Source organism: Bacillus pumilus (assembly GCF_038738535.1).
Classification (GTDB): Bacteria; Bacillota; Bacilli; order Bacillales; family Bacillaceae; genus Bacillus.
The window spans coordinates 2,821,387-2,843,107 of sequence record NZ_CP046128.1 but is presented as its reverse complement, the minus strand read 5'-3'; the positions used below and the strand labels follow the sequence as shown (position 1 = coordinate 2,843,107).

The 21,721-nt window shown below is 42.0% G+C and carries 20 protein-coding genes and 1 pseudogene; 16 read left to right on the top strand and 5 right to left on the bottom strand.

Annotated features, from left to right (window positions below; translation table 11 throughout):
- Nucleotides 1-9: 9 nt before the first annotated feature.
- Together GKC25_RS14570 and GKC25_RS14565 are read left to right on the top strand one after the other, a co-directional pair.
- Nucleotides 10-1,239, top strand: coding sequence for a restriction endonuclease subunit S (locus GKC25_RS14570; protein ID WP_187704139.1), 1,230 nt, complete (start codon nucleotides 10-12; stop codon nucleotides 1,237-1,239).
- A gap of 18 nt (nucleotides 1,240-1,257) precedes the next feature.
- Nucleotides 1,258-2,874 (top strand): type I restriction-modification system subunit M, encoded by a 1,617-nt coding sequence (locus GKC25_RS14565; RefSeq protein WP_187704138.1) that lies wholly within the window; start codon nucleotides 1,258-1,260, stop codon nucleotides 2,872-2,874.
- A 169-nt stretch (nucleotides 2,875-3,043) separates the two neighbouring features.
- On the opposite strand, the gene GKC25_RS14560 is transcribed toward GKC25_RS14565, so the two are convergent.
- Nucleotides 3,044-3,694 carry an FMN-dependent NADH-azoreductase gene (locus GKC25_RS14560; RefSeq protein WP_187704137.1) on the bottom strand — a complete coding sequence of 217 codons (651 nt, stop codon included), beginning with the start codon at nucleotides 3,692-3,694 and terminating at the stop codon, nucleotides 3,044-3,046.
- An 84-nt stretch (nucleotides 3,695-3,778) separates the two neighbouring features.
- Between GKC25_RS14560 and GKC25_RS14555 the strand changes: the two genes are divergently transcribed.
- Nucleotides 3,779-4,711, top strand: a complete 933-nt coding sequence (locus GKC25_RS14555) for a helix-turn-helix transcriptional regulator (protein ID WP_187704136.1) — start codon at nucleotides 3,779-3,781, stop codon at nucleotides 4,709-4,711.
- Nucleotides 4,712-4,782: 71 nt separating this feature from the next.
- Here the strand turns inward: GKC25_RS14555 and GKC25_RS14550 are convergent, their stop codons facing one another.
- The gene (locus tag GKC25_RS14550) at nucleotides 4,783-5,988 is read right to left on the bottom strand and encodes a DUF418 domain-containing protein (RefSeq protein WP_187704135.1); all 1,206 of its coding nucleotides are present in this window, start codon (nucleotides 5,986-5,988) and stop codon (nucleotides 4,783-4,785) included.
- Between the two features lie 252 nt (nucleotides 5,989-6,240).
- Between GKC25_RS14550 and GKC25_RS14545 the strand changes: the two genes are divergently transcribed.
- The 7 genes from GKC25_RS14545 (at nucleotide 6,241) to GKC25_RS14515 (ending at nucleotide 12,832) form a co-directional block, all read left to right on the top strand.
- Nucleotides 6,241-6,936 carry a response regulator transcription factor gene (locus GKC25_RS14545; protein ID WP_034659899.1) on the top strand — a complete coding sequence of 232 codons (696 nt, stop codon included), beginning with the start codon at nucleotides 6,241-6,243 and terminating at the stop codon, nucleotides 6,934-6,936.
- On the top strand, nucleotides 6,923-8,230 hold the full coding sequence (locus tag GKC25_RS14540) for a HAMP domain-containing sensor histidine kinase (protein WP_342689837.1): 1,308 nt from the start codon (nucleotides 6,923-6,925) through the stop codon (nucleotides 8,228-8,230). Before GKC25_RS14545 ends, GKC25_RS14540 begins: the two co-directional genes overlap by 14 nt.
- Nucleotides 8,231-8,267: 37 nt before the next feature.
- Nucleotides 8,268-8,696 (top strand): phosphate-starvation-inducible protein PsiE, encoded by a 429-nt coding sequence (gene psiE, locus GKC25_RS14535; RefSeq protein WP_034659895.1) that lies wholly within the window; start codon nucleotides 8,268-8,270, stop codon nucleotides 8,694-8,696.
- 296 nt (nucleotides 8,697-8,992) lie between these two features.
- Nucleotides 8,993-9,949 (top strand): iron-siderophore ABC transporter substrate-binding protein, encoded by a 957-nt coding sequence (locus GKC25_RS14530; RefSeq protein WP_342689836.1) that lies wholly within the window; start codon nucleotides 8,993-8,995, stop codon nucleotides 9,947-9,949.
- Between the two features lie 71 nt (nucleotides 9,950-10,020).
- Nucleotides 10,021-11,037: a FecCD family ABC transporter permease gene (locus GKC25_RS14525; RefSeq protein WP_034659893.1), complete on the top strand. Its 1,017-nt coding sequence runs from the start codon at nucleotides 10,021-10,023 to the stop codon at nucleotides 11,035-11,037.
- Nucleotides 11,030-12,067, top strand: a complete 1,038-nt coding sequence (locus GKC25_RS14520) for a FecCD family ABC transporter permease (protein ID WP_034659892.1) — start codon at nucleotides 11,030-11,032, stop codon at nucleotides 12,065-12,067. The genes GKC25_RS14525 and GKC25_RS14520 overlap by 8 nt, the downstream gene beginning before the upstream one ends.
- A gap of 21 nt (nucleotides 12,068-12,088) precedes the next feature.
- Entirely contained in the window at nucleotides 12,089-12,832 is a 744-nt protein-coding gene (locus GKC25_RS14515; RefSeq protein WP_187704133.1) for an IucA/IucC family C-terminal-domain containing protein, read from the top strand.
- A gap of 15 nt (nucleotides 12,833-12,847) precedes the next feature.
- Here the strand turns inward: GKC25_RS14515 and GKC25_RS14510 are convergent, their stop codons facing one another.
- The gene (locus GKC25_RS14510) at nucleotides 12,848-13,726 is read right to left on the bottom strand and encodes an endonuclease I family protein (protein WP_187704132.1); all 879 of its coding nucleotides are present in this window, start codon (nucleotides 13,724-13,726) and stop codon (nucleotides 12,848-12,850) included.
- Nucleotides 13,727-13,895: 169 nt separating this feature from the next.
- Between GKC25_RS14510 and GKC25_RS14505 the strand changes: the two genes are divergently transcribed.
- Nucleotides 13,896-15,131, top strand: a complete 1,236-nt coding sequence (locus tag GKC25_RS14505) for a pyridoxal-phosphate-dependent aminotransferase family protein (RefSeq protein WP_095285817.1) — start codon at nucleotides 13,896-13,898, stop codon at nucleotides 15,129-15,131.
- Nucleotides 15,132-15,288: 157 nt separating this feature from the next.
- The gene (locus GKC25_RS14500; protein ID WP_034659885.1) at nucleotides 15,289-16,479 is read left to right on the top strand and encodes a tetracycline resistance MFS efflux pump; all 1,191 of its coding nucleotides are present in this window, start codon (nucleotides 15,289-15,291) and stop codon (nucleotides 16,477-16,479) included.
- Nucleotides 16,480-16,535: 56 nt separating this feature from the next.
- Here the strand turns inward: GKC25_RS14500 and GKC25_RS14495 are convergent.
- Together GKC25_RS14495 and GKC25_RS14490 are read right to left on the bottom strand one after the other, a co-directional pair.
- Nucleotides 16,536-16,676 (bottom strand): annotated as a pseudogene (locus GKC25_RS14495) (oxalate decarboxylase); the annotation flags it as partial.
- A gap of 60 nt (nucleotides 16,677-16,736) precedes the next feature.
- Nucleotides 16,737-17,897 (bottom strand): PucR family transcriptional regulator, encoded by a 1,161-nt coding sequence (locus GKC25_RS14490; RefSeq protein WP_268496153.1) that lies wholly within the window; start codon nucleotides 17,895-17,897, stop codon nucleotides 16,737-16,739.
- A gap of 321 nt (nucleotides 17,898-18,218) precedes the next feature.
- Between GKC25_RS14490 and GKC25_RS14485 the strand changes: the two genes are divergently transcribed.
- From GKC25_RS14485 to yunB, 4 genes are all read left to right on the top strand, one after another.
- Nucleotides 18,219-19,070: a DUF72 domain-containing protein gene (locus GKC25_RS14485; RefSeq protein WP_034659883.1), complete on the top strand. Its 852-nt coding sequence runs from the start codon at nucleotides 18,219-18,221 to the stop codon at nucleotides 19,068-19,070.
- 61 nt (nucleotides 19,071-19,131) lie between these two features.
- Nucleotides 19,132-20,505, top strand: coding sequence for a bifunctional UDP-sugar hydrolase/5'-nucleotidase (locus GKC25_RS14480; protein WP_342689835.1), 1,374 nt, complete (start codon nucleotides 19,132-19,134; stop codon nucleotides 20,503-20,505).
- Nucleotides 20,506-20,572: 67 nt separating this feature from the next.
- Nucleotides 20,573-20,878: a YunC family protein gene (locus GKC25_RS14475; protein WP_034659881.1), complete on the top strand. Its 306-nt coding sequence runs from the start codon at nucleotides 20,573-20,575 to the stop codon at nucleotides 20,876-20,878.
- A 75-nt stretch (nucleotides 20,879-20,953) separates the two neighbouring features.
- Nucleotides 20,954-21,718 (top strand): sporulation protein YunB, encoded by a 765-nt coding sequence (gene yunB / locus GKC25_RS14470; RefSeq protein WP_034282711.1) that lies wholly within the window; start codon nucleotides 20,954-20,956, stop codon nucleotides 21,716-21,718.
- Nucleotides 21,719-21,721 lie beyond the last annotated feature (3 nt).

Below are 21,721 nucleotides of genomic sequence, written 5' to 3'. Positions count from 1 at the left end.
AGATTAGATATGAGTGATAAAATAACAAAATCACCTCAAATCAGATTCGCAGGATTTACGGATGCTTGGGAACAGTGTAGGTTAGGGAGTGTGGCTGATTTTTCTAAGGGGAATGGGTATACCAAGAATGATTTGAGGGATACTGGATTTCCAGTTGTTTTATATGGCCGCCTTTATACAAAATATGAAACTATTATTAATAATGTCGACACGTTTGTTGAAATGAAAGACAAATCTGTAATCAGTGAAGGAAATGAAGTTGTTGTGCCTGCGTCTGGAGAATCTGCAGAAGACATTTCAAGAGCATCTGTTATTGGTAAACCTGGGCTTATCCTTGGTGGAGACTTGAACATTATTAAACCTAAACAGGAAGTAAATTCAACGTTTCTAGCTTTGACAATATCAAATGGAACACAACAAAAAGAAATGTCAAAACGTGCTCAAGGGAAATCTGTGGTTCATTTGCATAATTCAGATTTGAAAGAGATTAATTTACTTTATCCAAAATTAGAAGAGCAACAACAAATCGGCACATTCTTCACTAATATAGACAACCTTCTCACCCTTCATCAGCGTAACTTGGAACTGCTGAAGGATATGAAAAAGAGTCTACTGCAAAAAATGTTTCCGAAAGATGGAGCCAATGTTCCTGAAATTCGCTTTGCAGGATTTGCGGATGCTTGGGAACAGCATTCTTTGTCAAAGGTTGGTGATTTTGTAAGAACAAGTGTTGATCCACAAGCAACTCCCCATGCTTCATTTGTTGAATATAGTATGCCTTCATATGACAACGGACGAAAGCCTGAAGTTGTTTTTGGCGACTCTATGCAGAGTATACGTCTCAAAGTTTCAGGTGATGTGTTGCTAATTAATAAGCTTAATGTTCGTCAGAAACGAATTTGGTTTGTGGAGGACGCCCCTAGCAATGCTGTTGCATCAAGTGAATTCATGCCATTTACTTCAACTGAAATCGACTTGGCATTTTTGGAACAGCTAATGCTATCGGATAAGACAACAAGAGATTTAGAGTCAATTTCATCTGGTACATCAAACAGTCAAAAGCGTATTACACCATCTGACGTATTGAAGTATATAATCAAGTTTCCAGTTGACAGAGCAGAGCAAGAGAAAATTGGTTCTTTTTTTAAGAACATAGACAACCTTATCATTTTTCATCAGCGTGAGTTAAATTCGCTTGAAAATTTAAAAAAATCACTACTTCAACAAATGTTTATATAAGAAAAGGAGATTACACAAATGAGTAATGCAACACATATTACATCACAGCTATGGGGAATGGCTAACAAACTGCGTGGGACTATGGATGCAAGTGAGTACAAGAATTATATTTTGCCATTTATGTTCTATCGCTACTTATCAGAAAATCAAGATGAATACTTGAAAGTCAATGATCTGGAAGAGTTCTACGAAGTGACAGATGACACTGAAAAAGAAGATTATCTTGAAGAAATCAGTAAAGGTATCGGATATGCGATTGATCCTGCTTACACTTGGGACAAAATCGTATCAAAAATTGAAAATCATAAAATCAAAGCTAGTGACTTCCAAGATATGTTTGACTCATTCAATACAAATGCAAAACGTAACGCAATTGCAGAAGCGGACTTTGCTAATGTATTTTCAGATGTTAACCTTGGGGATACACGTCTAGGTTCAAGTACAAATGAACGTGCAAAGGCTTTGAATGATATCGTGTTGATAATTAACGAGTTCACTTTCAAAGACGATTCAGGGCACGACATTTTGGGTGACGTTTATGAATACTTAATTGGACAATTTGCTGCAAATGCTGGTAAAAAAGGAGGGGAATTTTATACACCACATGAAGTTAGTCAAATCTTAGCGAAAATTGTCACGAATGATGCAGATGGTACTGGCGGTCAATTCCGTGTTTATGACCCTACAATGGGATCAGGTTCACTTCTTTTAACAGTCCAAAAAGAATTACCAAATGGTGATGAAGAAGGAAGTGTTGAGTTTTACGGGCAAGAGTTGAATACGACGACTTATAACTTAGCTCGCATGAACTTGATGATGCATGGGGTAAATTATCGCAATATGGAGTTGAAACGTGCAGACACACTGGATGCTGACTGGCCATTTGCCGAAAAAGATGGAACACAAATTCCTTTGAAGTTCGACGCCGTCGTATCAAACCCACCATATTCTCATAAATGGGATACAAAAGACGTTGATCGAGAAAAGGATACACGTTTCAAGGGTTATGGTGTAGCACCTGCATCTAAGGCAGATTATGCTTTTGTACTGCATGGACTTTACCATTTAGATAAAACTGGAACAATGGCTATCGTATTGCCGCACGGGGTACTATTTCGAGGTGCTTCTGAAGGTAAAATCCGCAAAAATATCATCGATAATAATCTATTAGATACTGTTATTGGATTGCCCGCTAACTTGTTTTATGGCACAAGCATCCCAACCTGTGTCTTGGTATTCAAAGGTCGTGAAGCTCGTAAGAATAAAGATATTTTGTTTATCGATGCTTCAAATGAGTTTGTAAAAGGAAAGAACCAAAACAAACTCTCTCCTGAAAACATCGACAAAATTATTGAAACATACAGTAACCGTAAAGACGTTGAAAAATATGCTCATGTGGCATCTTTGGATGAAATCAAAGAAAATGATTACAATTTAAACATTCCACGTTATGTCGACACGTTTGAAGAAGAAGAAGTTATTCCACTATCACAAGTGGCTCAAGAGTTGGCAGAAGTTAAAGCGGAAATTGCGAGTTCATATGATAATTTGTTTGGGTTAATGAATGAGCTGGAAGGGACAACAGATGAAGCCAAAGAAGAACTGAGTAAATTTATCAGTCTTTTAGGTAAATAATAGTCTTAAAAAAGAGCATTGGATTTAATTCATGGCTCTTTTTGGCTTGAAAATTTCTTTATTTCCGTATTAATCAAGTTCGAAATGGAATGTTCTATCGGCTAATAATAAAAGACCAAAAACGTGATATCAAACGTTTTTGGTCTTTTTATTTTTGAAAAAATCCAATTCATATCTCGCCATGCGAGTAAAACGCATCAAAAGCTTTAGACAAATCATCAGCTGCAGATGACAAGATCGTTTCTTTCTCTAAAATCGCTGTTCCTTGTGCTCGGACAATATGAAATTGTTGAAAGCCCATCAAGTTTTGGAATATTTCTTTTAGGTAGTAATGTGAAAATTCCAGAGGTGTATATCGATCGTTATTTGTGAAAATTGAGCCGCTTGCTTGAAGCAAAAGTACACGATAATCGTCAGTCATCAGACCAACTGAACCAGCTTCTGTATATTTGAACGTTTCTCTAGCAATTAAGATATTATCTATATAATCTTTCATACGTGAAGTCACATTGAAATTATGAACAGGTGACACAATCACAATTCGATGATGTGCTTTGAATTGAGCCAATAAAGCAGAAGAAGCAGCAGCAATTTTTTCTTCCGTAGCTGTTAATGTTTGTTCAGATGCTTGCTTATCCCAAATACGTAGCAGCTGTTCTTTTTCGATACGAGGAATTTCAGTTCCATATAAATGTAAAATCGTTGGTTCCTCATGAGGAAACCTTTCTTTAAACTGTTCTAAAAATAGTGTTTGCAGTTTGTTTGAATAACTTTCTCGATGAGTGAAATCAGGGTGCGCGTTAATGATTAATGTTTGCATATACATGCTCCTTTTCTTTTGATAAACTGAGTATAAAATATAAAGGTGACAAAACATGTCACCTTTTTCAAAAGGAAAGTCAAAATGAAAAAATCAGAACGATTAAACCAAGAGCTTATTTTTTTAAGTGATAAATACTCATTTCAGCTAAAGGATTTAGAAACTGAATTTGGCATATCTAAACGCACGGCTTTGAGAGATATGGAAGAGCTAGAGTCGATGGGCTTAGCTTTTTATGTTGAAAATGGAAGACATGGGGGATATCGACTGGTGAATCAATCTCCATTGGTTCCTATTTATTTCAATATCGATGAAGTTCAAGCTATTTTTTTCGCGCTTAAAGCTTTAGACTTGGTGTCAGCAACACCATTTAAAAAATCCTACTCACAAATTCGGCAAAAGCTGTTTGCCACAATGTCTGATGAGAGAAAACAAATGATCACGGAGACTTTGGATGTGATTCATTACTATAATGTCGCACCAGTCAGTGAACAAAATCAATTGGAATTGATTTTACAGGCGATGATGGAAGATCAAATCGTGAAGATGACTTATACTCAAAATGAAAATAAAAGGATCAGGCTGCAATTTCTTGAGTTGTTTTATCGAAATGGGATTTGGTTCACCAAAGCATATGATGTTCGAAATAAAAAGTGGGGCATCTATAGATGTGACTTTATGAAGGACGTGATGATTGAAGAAGAAATCAGAGACACCTTTACGAAGGAAGAATTAAAAGAACTGCAGCTCGAGTACGAAAAAACTTATCATGATATCTCATTTAAATGTCGATTAACGGAACAAGGAAAAGAAAAGTTTTTGAAGAATCATTACCCAAATATGAGATTGGAGATCATTGAGAATACTCCTTATATTGTGGGTGGATACAACCAAGAAGAATTATCGTATATGACTCACTATTTGATCTCATTTGGGAAACATGTGAAAATTGAATACCCTGATGAATTAAAAGAAAGTTATCTGAATCAATTGCAAGAAATGGTCGACCAGTATTGAACCATAAAAGACTTCAGAAAAGGCGAACCACTACAGTTCGCCTTTTTCTTATCTGTTTTTATCACGGTGAGTTACTTCGCCGCATGGAATGTGTTGGTTTTCGGTTTATCATGAACCTTCCCATACGTCAGCTGACGCCAAATAAACTCCATCGGTCCATACTTAAACCGTTTTAACCATAATGTACTGAAAAGCACAAGGAAGGCATACACGCCAATAGCCATGAAGAACGTACCAGCCGGCTGAAGATGATCGGCAAGCCCAGCTCCATATTTCAGAAACAGCATTGTCCCAATGATGGAGTGAAGCAAATAACAGGTCAGTGACATCCGTCCGACTTTGGTAAAGATCATCAAAGCACCTCGCAGCTGAGGAACATGCAGAAACAGCATCGCAAGTGTACTCATATAGAACATACTGCCCGTTAATCCACCGTTTTGTTCAAGGGCAGAGGCCATGTCCATCCACAGTGTATTTTCAACAGGATTGACCGCTGCTATGATCGTACTGCTCTGTGTAATCATAAACGCGATAGTGAAAATGATCCAAATGCGATTCCAAATCGCTTTTTTTGCCTCCATGTTTTTGAAAAACTCCATTTTCACAAAATACACACCAAGCAAAAACATGAGGAACATAGAATAGATGATAGAAAATGAACCAGAAGCCATTGTGACCATATCTGTCCACCGGTCACCAATAGATGCTAGATAAGTCAGGCTGTTGTGGCTGGCCAGCTCGAAATCAGCAAAAACCGGCTTGCCTGATGATACTGTGTTAATGATATTGAACAGCATCGCGAAAAAAGGAGTGAGCAATTGTATGACAAAGAGTGTGATCAGCCAGTATAGGATGGTTTTAGCTCTACGTTTGTAAAAGAAAAGTAACAAAAAGCCAGCGGCAGCATAATGGGTTAAAATATCACCAATCCAAACAAAGGTGACATGCAGAAGGCCAATTCCTAAGAGAATGGTTAACCTGCGTGCAAACAGCTTGTTTGGGCTGTCCACCTTCTGAGCAGCTCGATCCATAAAAATCATAAAACCAACCCCGAATAGGAAGGAAAACAGCGTAATGAATTTCCCTGAGGCAAACCAATTCACCAAGTTGTGAAAAACATCATTTGCTTCCATATCGAACCCCTTCGCCGAATCCACGATCAAAAAGTAATTGACCAGAATAATCCCCATTAAGGCAAATCCCCGTACGATGTCTAAGAAATGAACCCGATCCCGCAGACTCATCGGTTGTCCGTGTGCTACTTTGTTTGCATTCATATCCATGCTCCTTTTCTTGTTATGATAAATGTCATTCGGATCAATTCATCGATCCTTACAATGAATCAATATACGTCCCAATTCTTAACAATTTATGAAGATCCAATTTTTTGAAAATAAATGTGACGAATTGATGGCAGAGGGTCAAATTCATAAACTGTTAAGATTTATGCTGTATCTTTTCACATAGCTAGATGAAATATAGTAAAGACATAAAAGAAAGTACATCACGTATCATGAGGTGAGAGAGATATGAACCATCGAATATTAGTCGTAGAAGATGATCAGGATATTGGAGACCTTTTGCAGGAATCCCTTACACGTGCTGGATATGAGGTGCTGAGAGCGATGAATGGCGAGCAAGCATTGAAGCTTGTGAACGATTCGCTCGATTTGGTGATTTTGGATGTGATGATGCCAGGTATATCAGGCATCGAAACGTGCCAGCAGATGAGAGCGTCTTCTAACGTCCCGATTCTATTTCTGACAGCCAAATCAAGTACATTCGATAAAACCGAAGGCTTACTTGCCGGCGGGGATGATTATATGACAAAACCTTTTTCAGAAGAGGAGCTCCATGCTAGAGTCATTGCACAATTACGCAGGTATACCGTCTATCAGGAAAAGAAGGAGCAGGAAGAAACTTTTCTTGTTGGGGGCAAGCTGAGGGTGAGCGAAGAATTTAATGAAGTGTGGAAAGAAAGTCAGCAAATCAAGCTGTCTGATTTAGAATATCGAATGTTGAAGCTGCTCATGAGCAGGCGAAACAAAATCTTTTCAGCCCAAAATATTTATGAGAGCGTGTGGGGACAGCCTTATTTCTATTGTTCCAACAATACGGTGATGGTGCATATTCGAAAGCTGCGTGCCAAAATTGAAGATGATCCAGCCCGCCCTGTATATATCAAAACGGAATGGGGAAGAGGATACCGATTTGGCACATCGTAAATATACACTAGCCAAAAAGCTGGCACTGCTGATTTTGACAGCTGCGGTCGTGAGCGGACTTGTCTTTTTGACGCTGCAAAAGATCACCAATGACCTGATTGATGGATACTTGAGTTCGGACGAGTATTACGAGGAGGAGTCAGCCAGGTATATTCAAAAATTCAGCCGCTATGTGTCTGAGAATGAGCTGTCTTCAACAGATCGAAAAGCGTTTGGTGAGTGGGTGAAAAAAGAGGATTACATTAATTTGACCATCTTCAAGGATGAAGTGCTGCAATATGACTCCATCTATTCCGCTGCTGATGAATCGGCGTACGGAAAAGAAAAGGTGACCCAGTACGCTGAGCATCATTCGTATCCGATTCAGTTTAGCGACGGTAAAGGCCGGGTCATGGTGGATGGTTTCTATTCATTTCGTTATCACGATCTTGCCTTTACACTCGAGCTGCTCGGGGCGACGCTTATTTTTCTCATCATTGTTCTTCTTGGCATCCGTAAAAGTTTATGCTATCTGCAAACGATTCACCAAGAGATTCATATTCTTGAAGGCGGTGAGCTGGACCATGAGATGACGGTGAAAGGGCACGATGAATTAGCCATGATTGCCAAAAGTATTGAGGATCTGCGAAAAGCTTTTCTGGACAAGCTTCAAGCCATCGACGAACTGCAAGAAGAGAGCCGCAGTCTGGTTACTGAAATGTCACACGATATGAGGACACCGCTGACGTCGCTGATGATGAATTTGGAGTTTGCGAAAAAAGAGGAGGCTGGAGCGGATACCCGCAAAGATCAATATATAGCCAATGCTTATGAGAAAGCACTGCAATTGAAAAATCTGTCTGATAATCTGTTTGCCTATTTTCTACTTGATAAAGAACATGAACCTGAGCTTGAGACCGTTGCAGTCAAAGAGGTCATTTACGATCTCTTATCAGATCAGGTGGCGATCTTGCATCAAGAGAAATTCAAAGTACACCTGTTAGGAGAGCTGCCCGACAGCTATATCAACGTGAATGTCGAGGAGCTTGGCCGAGTGTTTGATAATTTGATGTCCAACTTACTTAAATACGCCGATCCCAAAAAAGACATCAATCTCACGTTTTTATCCGATCAAGAAATCTTTGAGATTCACGTCAGCAATGCGATAAAAGAGACAGATGACACGCAGGAAAGCACTAGACTTGGTGAACGAAGCATAAAACGAATGATGTCCCGCATGCACGGGCAGTTTGAAAGGATGGAAAGGAACGCTGTATACTACATCGTGCTGCGATTCTGGCACATCAAAATATAGACCACAAATGAATAATATGGAATGGAGAGACTACCCAATGAAACGATTCAACAACTTCCAAAAGGTACCCGATCTCTTGCAAGGCCTTCTGAATATCTGTCTGTTCTTTCTAGCCATTGCTTTAAGCGTCCTCTTAATTAGTGAAACTTGGTATATTGTCCAATTCGTCTACAAGACTTTGTTTAACAAAGGAGAAAGCTATTATGGGATGCTTGGAGAACTGCTGATCTTCTTTATGTATTTTGAGTTTATAGCCTTAATTATTAAATACTTTAAATCAAACTTTCATTTTCCGCTTCGCTACTTTATTTATATCGGCATCACAGCTGTCATCCGATTGATTATCATCGATCATGAAGAGGCTGTATCGACGTTCTGGTGGGCGCTGGCCATTCTTGCGATGACTTGTGCACTCTTTATCGCCAATAAACGACATACCGCGCAGGAGCATGAAGAAGTGAAGTGAGGGAAGAAGACGAACGATTGCCGTTCGTCTTTTTTAGGTTGATAGAGAAAGTCTGATTATGAACAATAAGTCGTCATTAATGGAGTAGAGTACGAAAAAGGAATTCAATGTAAATGATTATCCAGAGGAACGAAGAGAGGCCAATCATTCCCATAATGAGAACAACTAGTCAACACTCTCCCTCTTTTCTTAAAAATTTACATTGACACCATCCCTTTCTATGATAAAATCATAGTGTGATAATGAGAATCGTTATCAAACGATATGACTACATATAGAATGGATAGGTGAGGTACATGTTCAAAAAATCTTTTTGGTCGTTGCTAGTTGTGCTCTCCATCGTTTTACTTGCAGCTTGCGGGAACAATAACAGTGAAGGCAAGTCAGCTAGTAAAGAAAAAACAAGAACCGTTGAAAGCGCTATCGGTTCAACTGACAATATTAAGGATAAACCAAAGCGCATTGTGACGCTGTACCAAGGAGCAACCGATGCAGCAGTCGCTATGGGCATTAAACCAGTGGGTGTTGTTGAATCATGGCTTGAAGCACCTACGTATAAATATTTAAGAGATGACCTAAAGGATGTCAAAATTGTTGGGCAGGAAACACAGCCAAACTTAGAGGAAATTGAAAAGCTCAAGCCTGATTTGATCATTGCATCAAAAGTCCGCCACGAGCAAATTTTTGATCAGCTGCAAGAAATCGCTCCAACTGTTGCAACAGAAACAGTGTTCACATTTAAAGATACAGTGAAATTAATGGGTGAAGCGTTAAACCAGCAAGACAAATCAAAAGAATTGCTGACGAAGTGGGATGACCGCGTCGCTGACTTCAAAGAAAAAGCGAAAAAAGACATCAAAAACTGGCCAATGAGTGTGTCTGTGGTGAACTTCCGTGCAGATCATGCTAGAATCTATCAAACTGGATTCGCAGGGTCGATTTTAACAGAGCTAGGCTTTGAAGGACCTAAGAATGTCAAAGATAAAAAGCAAGACATCATTACACTTACAGACAAAGAGAGCATTCCGCAAATGGATGCAGATGTGATCTATTACTTCATGGATGATCAGGATAAAGCGGTTGAAAAAGCATATAAAGAGTGGACAAGTCATCCTTTATGGAAGCAGCTTGACGCAGTGAAAGCGAAACAAGTGCATAAAGTTGATGAAATCACTTGGAACATGGCAGGCGGTATCACTGCTGCAAACATGATGCTTGATGATATTTATGATCGTCTAGGAATTGATAAATAAGGATAGCAGAGGAGAAAATGTGAAAAACCATTTTCTCCTTTTTTCCATAACAGATTGAAAGCGGGAATCAGATGAGAAGTTTACTAAAAAAGGATTCGAGCAAGGCGCTGCTGTTTGCTGGATTCGTCGTATTGATGTTGGTCTTTTTTATGCTCAGCATTTCTCTTGGGCAAACCTCTATTTCCCTCAAAGCCACCATCCATGCGTTTCTTCATTTTGATGAATCGGATCCAAACAGTGTCATTGTCATGACATCCAGATTATCAAGAGCTTTAATTGCAGCGGTTGTTGGATCAAGTCTAGCCATTTCAGGTGCACTGATGCAGGCATTAACGAGAAATCCGCTTGCGGCGCCAGATTTGTTAGGCATTAATGCAGGTGGACTATTTTTTATCGTCATTTCAATTGTTTTCTTTTCAACAGAGTCATTAACAGGCTATATGTGGACAGCCTTTTTAGGTGCTGCGATTGCAGGGATGCTCGTTTTTCTCTTGGGCTCTATTGGAAGAGATGGATTGACACCGGTCAAAATTGTCCTTGCAGGTGCGGCGATATCTGCACTGTTTGCGTCCTTTACACAAGGTCTTTTAATCGTGAATGAACAGTCGATTCAAAGCATCCTGTTCTGGATGGCGGGTTCAGTGTCTGGAAGAAGCATTGATATGCTGCTGCCTGTTTTGCCTTATATTTTAGGTGCAACAGTTGTGGCGCTGCTTCTTGGACGCTCCATCAATGTCCTTTTGTCAGGAGATGATATTGCGAAGGGACTTGGCCAGCGTACGCTGGTGCTGAAAATCACGATGGGAGTTCTCGTCGTCTTTTTAGCGGGTGGTTCCGTCGCTGTCGCAGGATCGATTGGGTTTGTTGGTTTTCTAGTGCCGCATATTGTGAAAAAGCTTGTTGGACCTGACCACCGCTGGGTACTGCCGTATTGTGCCGTTGTGGGGGCGTCGCTTTTACTTGTCGCAGACCTTGCGGCTCGTTTTCTGATCATGCCGCAGGAAGTGCCGATTGGTGTCATGACGGCGGTAGCAGGAGCGCCTCTATTTGTTTATCTCGTGCGCAAGGGGTTGAAGACAGGTGGCTAAAACATATACAGTGCGTTCAAAGGGCGGGCGCATTTCATTTCAATTTTCAAAGCGGACGTTTTTGATTTTACTTTTATTGACGGCCGTTGCTTTTGGATTATTTATTCTCAGTCTCTGTATGGGCAGCCGGTTTATTCAGCCGATGGATGTGCTGCTTCATTTAATCGGTCAGGGAGAGGGAAACACCTTTGTGCTCAATACGCTGAGGATTCCAAGAACACTGCTGGCTGTCTTAGTGGGGGCCGCGCTTGCGGTATCAGGGCTTATTTTGCAAGGATTAATCCGCAATCCGCTTGCATCGCCTGACATCATTGGGATTACGAGTGGTGCTTCGTTCGGGGCGATTATGTTTATTGTTTTTTGGATGGGCACTGTGCCTATTGCGTATCAATCCTTATGGGCGATTGCAGGGGCTTTTGCTGTTTCGTGTCTGATTTATTTGCTTTCATGGAAAAAAGGGGTTAAGCCGATCACACTTGTCCTAATGGGCATCGGGATTTCTGCCATAATGAAGGCGTGTGTGACGTTTACTCTTGTTCTTAGTGATACGATGACGACGACAAAGTCATATATTTGGCTGACGGGCAGTTTATATGGTTCTACGATGAAGGACGTCACGTCGATGCTTCCTTGGGTCATGATCATTTTACCGATTGTCATGGTGTTAGCAAGAACGATGAATGTGAAGGAGCTTGGAGATGATCTCGCAACAGGTCTCGGGGTAAAAGTGCAGGCAAAACGGTTATTCTTTCTGCTGATGAGTGTGACATTGGCGGGGATTGCTGTTGCCTTTGCAGGCGGCATTGAATTTGTTGGACTGATGGCGCCGCATGTCGCACGGATGATCATCGGCCGCTCCTTCATTGCGCTGGTGCCGGCATCTGCGCTTGTTGGGAGTATTCTCGTGATGCTGGCAGATTTAGTAGCTAGAACGGCTTTTCTACCGTTAGATGTACCAGCAGGTGTATTCACGGCTGCAATTGGTGCACCGTTCTTTATTTATTTGTTATACCAGCAGCGAAATCGATAAACGAAAGATGGAGGTTTTGATATGAGGCCAGAGTGGGTTGAGAGAGAATTACTTGATTTCGGGGTACACATCACAAATGGACCAATGACATCTGACCGCACACTTGCTGCGCTTTTTTCAGAAGCATCTGTCCTGCGTTTATTAGAGGCTGAAAAGGAAGCCATGCATGCACCGAATGTGGCGGTAGCAGCGTCGATGTTTTCAAAGCGTTATGCCTACTTAGCCGTCAGTTCCTCTTTGTACATGATGACGCTGTATGACGGTGTCTATCAGTTTTCACCGGAGGCATGTGCCTTTAGAGAGGATCGGAAAATTGAAATTGATGAGTCATTGTGTTCGTTTGTTCCACTAGAAGGAGATCGGCATGAATGGAGAGAGCAGGCTGTGCATGCGCTGTTTACGGAGTGTGTTACACCTCTTTTAGACGTGCTGAAGCGCACTTCAAGACTTCCGTACTCCATTTTGTGGGAAAATGTAGCGGTTCGTATCAATTCTCTTTATCGCAGCATGATGCGGGAAGCCGAAGAGTCTGCGGTGAAGCAGCGCGTGCGGGAGGATTATCTGTATCTGAAGCAAGCGGCTGGTGATGTATTCGGAGCAAAACAAAATCCATTTCATCACAGCTTAAACTTAGATGACAGTTTACTAGAAACATCCGACCGAAAGACCTGCTGTATGTATTATAAGCTCGAGAAAAAATCGGAGAGTCTCGATTATTGTCTTGTCTGTCCGCTTGAAAAAAAGAAGGGCACTGCTTGTTCATAGCAGTGCCTTTCTTTTTTATTCCCAAATCGCGCTTGCCCATTCTGGGTGATCGATAAAGGGATTGCGGTTGTTCTGATACGTTTCATAAATGATCTCGTTGCGGTTCCGTTCGATTTGATCGACTGGATCTTGTTTGTGCCACTTGAGAAGTACGGACATTTTGCCATGGAGAGGGGCGCTTCCATTATTCACTTTGTCGTTTAATTCTAAATCTGGAAAGCGGTCATCGCCCTCGTACCGCACCGCCATATAAAAGAGCATTCTTGCCACATCCCCTTTCACCCGGCTATGAGGTTCGAATGAGTCGCTATCGTAGAAATTACCCGGTGCTCCCTTGTATTCATTTCCGCCCAGATCAAAATCTAAATTTCCTCGTGTGCTATTCGTTTGTACGTCTGTTGCCCGCAGATGATGGAGATCTGTACCTGGACCCTGGCTTGTCCCCAAATTGCCGTGTGACTTAGCCCAGACATGCTCCCGGTTCCACTGGCCAACATTTCCGCCATTCGCTTGCTTTGAGCGAGAGACACCGCTATAGAGCAAGAGCACATTGCTTGGATTCTTTGGGTCTTCATCTGTTTTCTTTAAGGCATCCCAAACCTGGCTGTAGGATAGCTGCTTATGATCATCAATAATATCGTGTAAAGCTTTCTTTAGAGCGGGTCCTGATTTGCCATTAGCAGATTGATAATAGGAATCGATTTGACTTGTAGCGGCTGTTTTCGCTTGTTGTGCAGATGTTTCGTTTTGAAGCTGTAACGGGGAAAATGTGATGGTTTGGCTCGGTTCATTCAGAGTAAAGCTTTGAGCATTCGCAGCTGGAGGCAGCGGGGCGGCTAACGTGCCGAATATCATGATTCCGGCAGCCACAGTTCCAAATAAGGTTCTCTTCATTCGATTTCCTCCTTAATAGGGAATGTATTCTCTTTATTTCTATCATATTGTCAGAAAGAAATAAATGGATTTATCGTAAATTTCATGTAATGAATTCGTAGGAAAAGAGATTGCTATTTTAACAGCATTACTGTATAAGTGGGCATATAGGATGGCAGCAAGGGAAAGGATGGATAACGTGAAAGAACTGCAAATACCTTCAAGAACGATTATGACACCAGGACCTGTTGAAGTAGACCCGAGAGTGCTCCGTGTGATGAGTACCCCAATTCTCGGTCAATTTGATCCAGCATTTACACATATCATGAATGAAACGATGACCTTATTGCGGTCGCTTTTCCAAACAGAAAATGAATGGGCTTTTCCGATTGACGGCACGTCTCGTTCAGGGCTTGAAGCTGTGCTTGCCAGTGTCATTGAGCCGGGAGATTCGATGCTTGTGCCTGTCTTTGGCCGCTTCGGTCATCTGCTCATTGAAATAGGACAGCGCTATGGTGCTGAGGTACATACAATGGAATGTGAATGGGGAACGGTTTTTGATCCTAGCGATATCATTCAGGAAATGAAGCAGGTCAAGCCTAGAATCGTCGCGATGGTCCATGGTGAAACATCCACGGGGCGGTTGCAGCCGCTTGAGCAAATTGGTGAAGCGTGCCGAGAACTCGATGCACTGTTCATTGTAGACGCTGTAGCAACCATTGGCGGTACCCAGGTGAAAGTGGACGAATGGAAGATTGATGCGGCGATTGGCGGTACGCAGAAGTGCTTGTCTGTTCCATCAGGCATGTCACCTATCACGTATAATGACCGGGTTGCAGCTGTCGTTGAATCGAGAAAGAAAGTGGAAAAGGGAATTGCGACACAGGATGAATTGCAGGAGCAAATGGATATTTCTCCAATTAAAAGCAATTACTTTGATCTCAGCCAGCTCCAGGATTATTGGAGTCCTAGACGATTAAATCATCATACAGAAGCGACAACGATGCTCTATGCACTTCGTGAAGGGGTTCGTGTTGTGCTGGAAGAAGGACTGTCTGAGCGTTTTCAAAGGCACGCATATCACGAGAAAGCCTTGATGAAAGGTCTTGAAGCGATGGGACTTGAATTGTTCGGGGATCCACATTGTAAAATGCCAGTTGTGACATGTATTGAGATTCCAAGTGGTATTGATGGAGAAGCGGTACGTGCCGATCTGCTTAAGCATTTTGGCATTGAAATCGCAAGCTCCTTTGGACCGCTAGCCGGACGTATATGGAGAATTGGCACAATGGGCTATAGCTGCAGAAAAGAAAACGTGCTGTTTGTGTTAGCAGGACTGGAAGCGATTCTAATCAAACACGGTGCATCCATCCATTGCGGAGCAGGGCTTCAGGCGGCTCTTTCTATCTATGAACAAGGTGAATAAAGTCATACGGATACTCGCTATTTGCGGGTATTTTTTATTTGGAAAAGAAAACTAATTTTTGTAAAACTAGACTTATAGACAGTGATATCGCTATACTGAAGAAGTTCTGAGTTTTTGACATCATTTTCATTTATTTTGCAGAAAGAGGTTTTTTGATATGAAGAAAATGGGCAGATTATACATTTTGATGCTCAATATTTTTATTGCCATGCTTGGCTTTGGCCTCATTGTCCCTGTCATGCCAAGTTATATTGAAGCCTTTGGCGCAACAGGAAAAACACTCGGTTTTCTTGTCGCTGCAACAGGTCTTACACAATTTGCTTTATCACCGGTTGCAGGCGCACTGACCGATCGATTTGGACGTAGAAAATTGATCATTGCCGGGATTGCCGGCTTTACCATTGCCCAGTTTATTTTTGCATTTGCTGATCAGCTGTGGATGCTGTTTGTATCACGTTTTTTAGGCGGTGCGGCCGGAGCTTTACTCATGCCAGCCATGTTTGCATACATTGCTGATATCACAAGTGAGAAGGACCGAGGGAAAGGAATGGGGCTATTTAGTGCAGCAATGACGTTAGGCTTTGTTATTGGACCAGGCGTAGGCGGCTATTTGGTCGAGTATGGGATCGCTTTTCCTTTTCTCATCGCAGGTTCCTTTGCAGCTCTTTCTACCCTGTTATCCATCCTGTTTTTACCTGAAACTTTAACAAAGGAAAAGCAGGAAGAAGCGCGGTTAAACAAAGACATTCATTTCAACCCTTTTGTACAAATGATGCAAGCTTTAAAGACATCCTACGGTTTTTTGTTTATATTGGCGTTTGTCCTCAATTTTGGCATCATTCACTTTGAATCGATTTTCGGCTTATATGTAGACCAAAAACATGGATTTACACCGAAGGATATTGCGTTTGTGATTACGGTTGCGGGTCTTGCTGGCGTGCTTGTCCAAGGTGCGTTGGTGAATGCCTGTGTGAAACGATTTGGTGAAATGCGCGTCGTGCGTTATGCACTGCTAGGAGCGGCTTTGATGCTCATCGTCTGCCGTGTTGCACCGTCCTTTTGGCTGATCTTTACAGGCTCTATTTTATTTTTGTCGGCTACTTCATTTGTTCGTCCAGCTCTCAATACATTGCTGTCCAAAATGGCAGGTAATCAGCAAGGAGTAGCTGGCGGCCTTAATACATCCTTTATGAGCCTTGCCAATATTGTCGGACCGAGCCTTGCTGGGATTTTATTTGATGTGAATATTGAGTTTCCTTTTATGCTCGGAACATTGGTGCTTTGCATAAGCTTCATTGCATCCATCGTGTGGGGGAAAAAAGTGCAGCATACTTCTGCAATTTCTTAAAATTTGTTTATAAAAAACCGATCAGCACAGATTGATCGGTTTTATTATAATGGTCATCACCTTTTATATGTAACGACAGGTGATTTTTCTTTATGAAGCGCACGAATCATGGCATCATCTACATGTAAATGCTCTTTCACTAATTGAGCAGGGGATAAGGCCATCCACTGATTCAACGAAATATCTGCAAAGCGATTTTTGCCTCCTCGTGTATCACTTTTCTCCTCCAAACTATATGAAGCTTCGGAAGAAAACATTCAATCAGGATGGGGTGAGAGAAGCATCTGAATACGTAATGCTAAGCGCAGCCTTAATGTGGCTTCAGGGTCTTTTAAGCTGATCCGAAGCAGCTCCTCACACTTCTCCAATCGATAAATGACCGTGTTGCGATGAATAGACAAACGTTTCGCTGTTTCTGAAATGTGGCAATGCGTTTCTAAATAGACAGATAAGGTGTGGAGGAGGTTTTGACCAGCTTCATATAACGGGTGAAGGTGCATCTGGTGAAACGTGACTAAATCCTTTCTTGGAATAAGCTTCAATAAATCTGGCACATCCTTTGCCTGATAGAACTGAATATATTCCGCCTGCGACGAGAGATGTCCGGCTTGAAGAGCCTCTAATGCTTCACTGTAGCCCTCAGACAGATGGGTGGTGCGACAACTAGTCAAGCTCACGCCAAAGGAAATGGTGTGATTCGCTTGTATGCTAACGAGCATCTGCAACTGTTTCAAAAAAGAGAGGAGTCTGCCACTCATCTTTGACCAACTGCCTGTCTCTTCCATTAATACAATGCCCATATCACCTTTGACAAACAGAAAGGAAGGAAAAGGAGAGCTTGGAAGTGCGCTGTCAAGTAGATCAACGACTTGATCTAACATCAGTTGCTGGTTCAAAAAATGAGTGGTCTCATGACAATGATCAAGCTGACAGATCATACATAGATAGCTGTTTTCTACGTTTAATCCAAACGTCTTCGCAATGTATGCAGCGTCTTGCTGAGAATACGATGCACCCTCTATCCATCTGCGAAACCCTTCATTTCTTGCACGCTTGGCCGTTTGCTGGGCAGTATATTGTCTCATTCGCGCAATTGAGATTTCGTTTACTGCTTGTGCAATGAAGACTTGCAGTGTTTCATCCAGCGGAGGAATGAAGGAAGGGATGACCACATACTCACATGTTTGTTCGGTTAGATCAATCGGAAAGACGGAAAAGGTTTGCTTCGCATATATCATCGAAAAATAATGGGGTGTCCTTCTTTGGAAAAAGGGGAGAATGCGAATCCAATCTGGGCTCGTGATCATGGTGTGCGAGTTGCAGAGAATACGTCCATGCTGGTTACACAAATAGACAGGCTTGTGAATCCTTTCGGCGATTTTTTGCAATGCTTCAAACTGGTTATCGTCTATGTTCATATCCACTAAGTCTCCTTTATTGAGAACTAAAGCTCTTGGTGAAGATGAATAAATAAATGGACAATCACTGTTAACTTCTCTGATATGCAATTTATGTTATCAGCTCAAATCATTTTAGATAGAAAGTTGTCAACTAATATCACAAACAAACAGAGCGTCAGGACAAAATCACGTACCGTCAGTCATCTTCATTCAGAATTACGGGCAAATATGATATGTTGTAGACAGAAGAATTTCTTTCAGAAATATGGGTATCACAAGAGAAAAAGGCTTTCATGTGAGGAAGCCGTCTATACATGAGAGTGGCAAGAGGTGAGAAACATGATTTATATCGGATTAACTGGCTGGGGAGACCATGACAGTCTTTATCCGCCGAAAATCGGCAGCGCTCAAAAGCTGTTTCACTATTCGTCAACGTTTCCCATTGTGGAGCTGGATGCCAGCTTTTATGCGGTTCAGCCTGAGCGTAATCATGAAAAGTGGATCAAGGATACGCCAGATACCTTTCAATTTGTCGTGAAAGCATATCAAGGAATGACCGGGCATCAGAGGGGCGAAATTCCGTTTGCTTCGAAGGAAGAGATGTTTGACGCATTTATTCTTTCATTAACTCCGCTCATTCGAGAAGGGAAACTTGCCATGGTTTTGTTTCAATTTCCACCATGGTTTGATTGCAAAAAAGAGCACGTCCACTATTTAAGATGGTGTAAAGAGAAGATGGGTGACATTCCATGTGCCCTCGAATTCCGTAACCGCACATGGTTCTCAGATGAATTTTATGAGCAGACCTTGTCCTTTATGGAAAAAGAAGGATGGATTCATTCTGTTTGTGATGAGCCGCAAGTTGGAGAAGGCTCCATTCCGCCAGTCATACAAGCTACGCACCGTGATAAAACATTGGTCCGTTTTCACGGAAGAAATAAACAAGGCTGGCTTCACCCAGCAGACCATGAGAATTGGCGTGAAGTGCGATACTTATATTTATATAATGAAGCTGAATTAAAAGAGTGGAAAAAGAATCTCGACATTCTGCATCAGCAATCAAAAGATGTCTATGTCGTGTTTAATAATAACTCCGGCGGAGATGCAGCGGCGAATGGCCAGCAGATGATTGATTTGCTGGATATTACGTATTCAAGCCTTTCTCCGAAGCAGTTAGATTTATTTAGTTAATTGAGAGCTGCGGCTTTCAACCTGAATGACGGTTCAGTGACAACTTGAGGGAGAGATCAACATGCTGCAGAAGCTATGGTTATATCATACAAACGACTTGCACAGCCACTTTGAGAACTGGCCAAAAATCGCAGCTTATATTGAGGAAAAGCGTCAAGTTCACGATCAGATGCTCTTGTTTGATATTGGCGACCATATGGACCGAGTGAACCTTGTGTCAGAAGCTGATTTTGGAAAGGTAAACGTCAAGCTTCTCAATCAACTTGGCTATGATGGGGTCACGATTGGAAATAATGAAGGCATTACGCTGCCTCATGATCAACTCGATCAATTGTACGAGCATGCACAATTTCCAGTGGTTCTGTCTAATTTATTTGAGAAAGGCAAAAGGCCATCGTGGGCAAAGCCCTATCATATGATCCAAATGGAAAACGGACTGAAAATATGTCTCTTAGGCGTGACCATTGCGTATACACCCGTCTATGAAAAGCTGGGCTGGGACATTACAGATCCGTTTGACAGCATACGGGACATACTGCAGGAAGTGAAGGGACAGGCAGATGTCATTGTACTCTTATCCCATCTTGGTATCATCCATGATCGGGAGGTCGCCCGTGATTTTCCTGACATCGACATCATCCTAGGCTCACACACGCATCATTTGTTAGAGCAGGGTGAAATGGACAATGGGGTGCTGCTTGCATGCGCTGAAAAGTATGGGCATTATATTGGCTGTGTCGAGCTGACAATTGACATAGCGCGCAAAGAGCTGATCGAGAAAAAAGCAACGGTGCAGTCAGTGGATCAGCTGATCAGTGAATCAGATGAAGCCATCACTACCTTACAGCAAGCAGAAAGAAGAGCCAAAGCCCTCATGCAGGAAAAAGTAACAGCGATTGAGTCAAGGTTAGAAACGAAGTGGTTTGATGAATCCCCGCTTCCGCAGCTCTTAACAGATGCCATTAAAGATTGGTGCGGGGCAGATATCGGCATGATGAATGCAGGTATGGTGCTTGATTCATTAGAGGCAGGAATCGTGACAAGAGAAGAAGTCCACCGAATCTGCCCGCATCCCATTAATCCCATTCGGGTGACGCTTACCGGTCAACAGCTCATCGAAACCGTTCGGCGTGCCTGTGAAGAAAAAATGGAACAGCTGCGCATCAAGGGCTTCGGCTTTAGAGGTGAGCTGATGGGGAAAATGCTGTATAGCGGCCTCACCTATACAGTAGAAGAAGGCGAAACCAAACGGGTAAAGGATGTCTTTGTACATGATCAATTGATCAAAAAGGACGCTTCCTATACGGTTGGCACAGTCGATATGTATACATTAGGCTCTCTATTTCCTCATATCCGTGACCATGAACACATTGAATATTTCATGCCGGAATTTCTACGTGATGTGCTTACTTGGCGCCTGAAGGAAACCACATGAAATCCGCTTTAGCCTAACAACACTCGCCCTCTTGTCACATAGATTGTGATGAGAGGAGTGAAGGGATTTGGTGAATTTAACACCTATTAAAATTGATGGACATTCCTTTACAGCCGTCACCGTCAAACTGCCGAAGACGAATTTTATGGCGGTAACAAATGAACATGGGTATATTATGTGCGGTGCACTGGATGTCGGGCTCTTAAATGAAAAGCTTGCAGATAGAGGAATTATCGCAGGGAGAGCAGTTGGTGTGAGAACCATTGAGCAATTGCTTGATGCCCCTTTAGAATCTGTGACATACGCCGCAGAAGCGCTAGGCATTACAGCTGGAACCAATGGAAGAGACGCATTATTAAAAATGGTGAAATAAAATGGATAGATGATTCCTATCCCCCCGCCTGTCTGCATACACTTGTAGTGGAGAAGGGGGGATTTTTTATTGAGAATGAACCGCCGTTATCGCCCCTATAAAAAGGGCCCTTTGCCATTTCGATACGTCATGCTGCTTGCAATCTTATTCTTTGTACTCTCAACCGTCATTAGTCTATTTTTTATTAACCGTTCAATTAAACCAACCCTTATTCACATTGCTGAACTAGAAACAGAGCGTATCGCTAATCATCTGATCCAATATTCTGTTCAAGACTTTGCAGACGATCAGGAGAATATGAAGGATATGGTGGTCATGAATACAAGTGAGAACGGAAAAGTAACGACCATCGATTTTAATGCGCAGGCAACATCGAAAGCAATGGCTGACCTGTCACGTCATCTTCAAAAAAATTTAGAGGACATTGAAAAGGGGAACTTTCAAAAAGAGGCAAAAGAAGCGTTAAAGGATCAAACAGATGGACATGACGGCATTATATATAACATTCCGCTTGGGCAAGCGTCCGGAAATGCACTCATCGCCAATCTAGGGCCAAAAGTGCCTGTACGCTTTAGTGTCATTGGTGACCCGCATACGGACGTTGAAAAAAACATTAAGCCCTATGGCATCAATAATGCCTTAATTGATATTAGTGTTCTAATCGAAGTCAAGGTGAGAGTCATCATCCCGTTTGCATCTGAAACAATCGTGGTCAAGAACTCAGTTCCCGTCTCCATACAAGCCGTTCAAGGGGACGTACCAGATTATTACAATGGCAGCGGAACAAACTCAGGCGCTCCATCGATTGTTCTCCCAGAGAAAAAGGAGAAGAAAGAATAATGA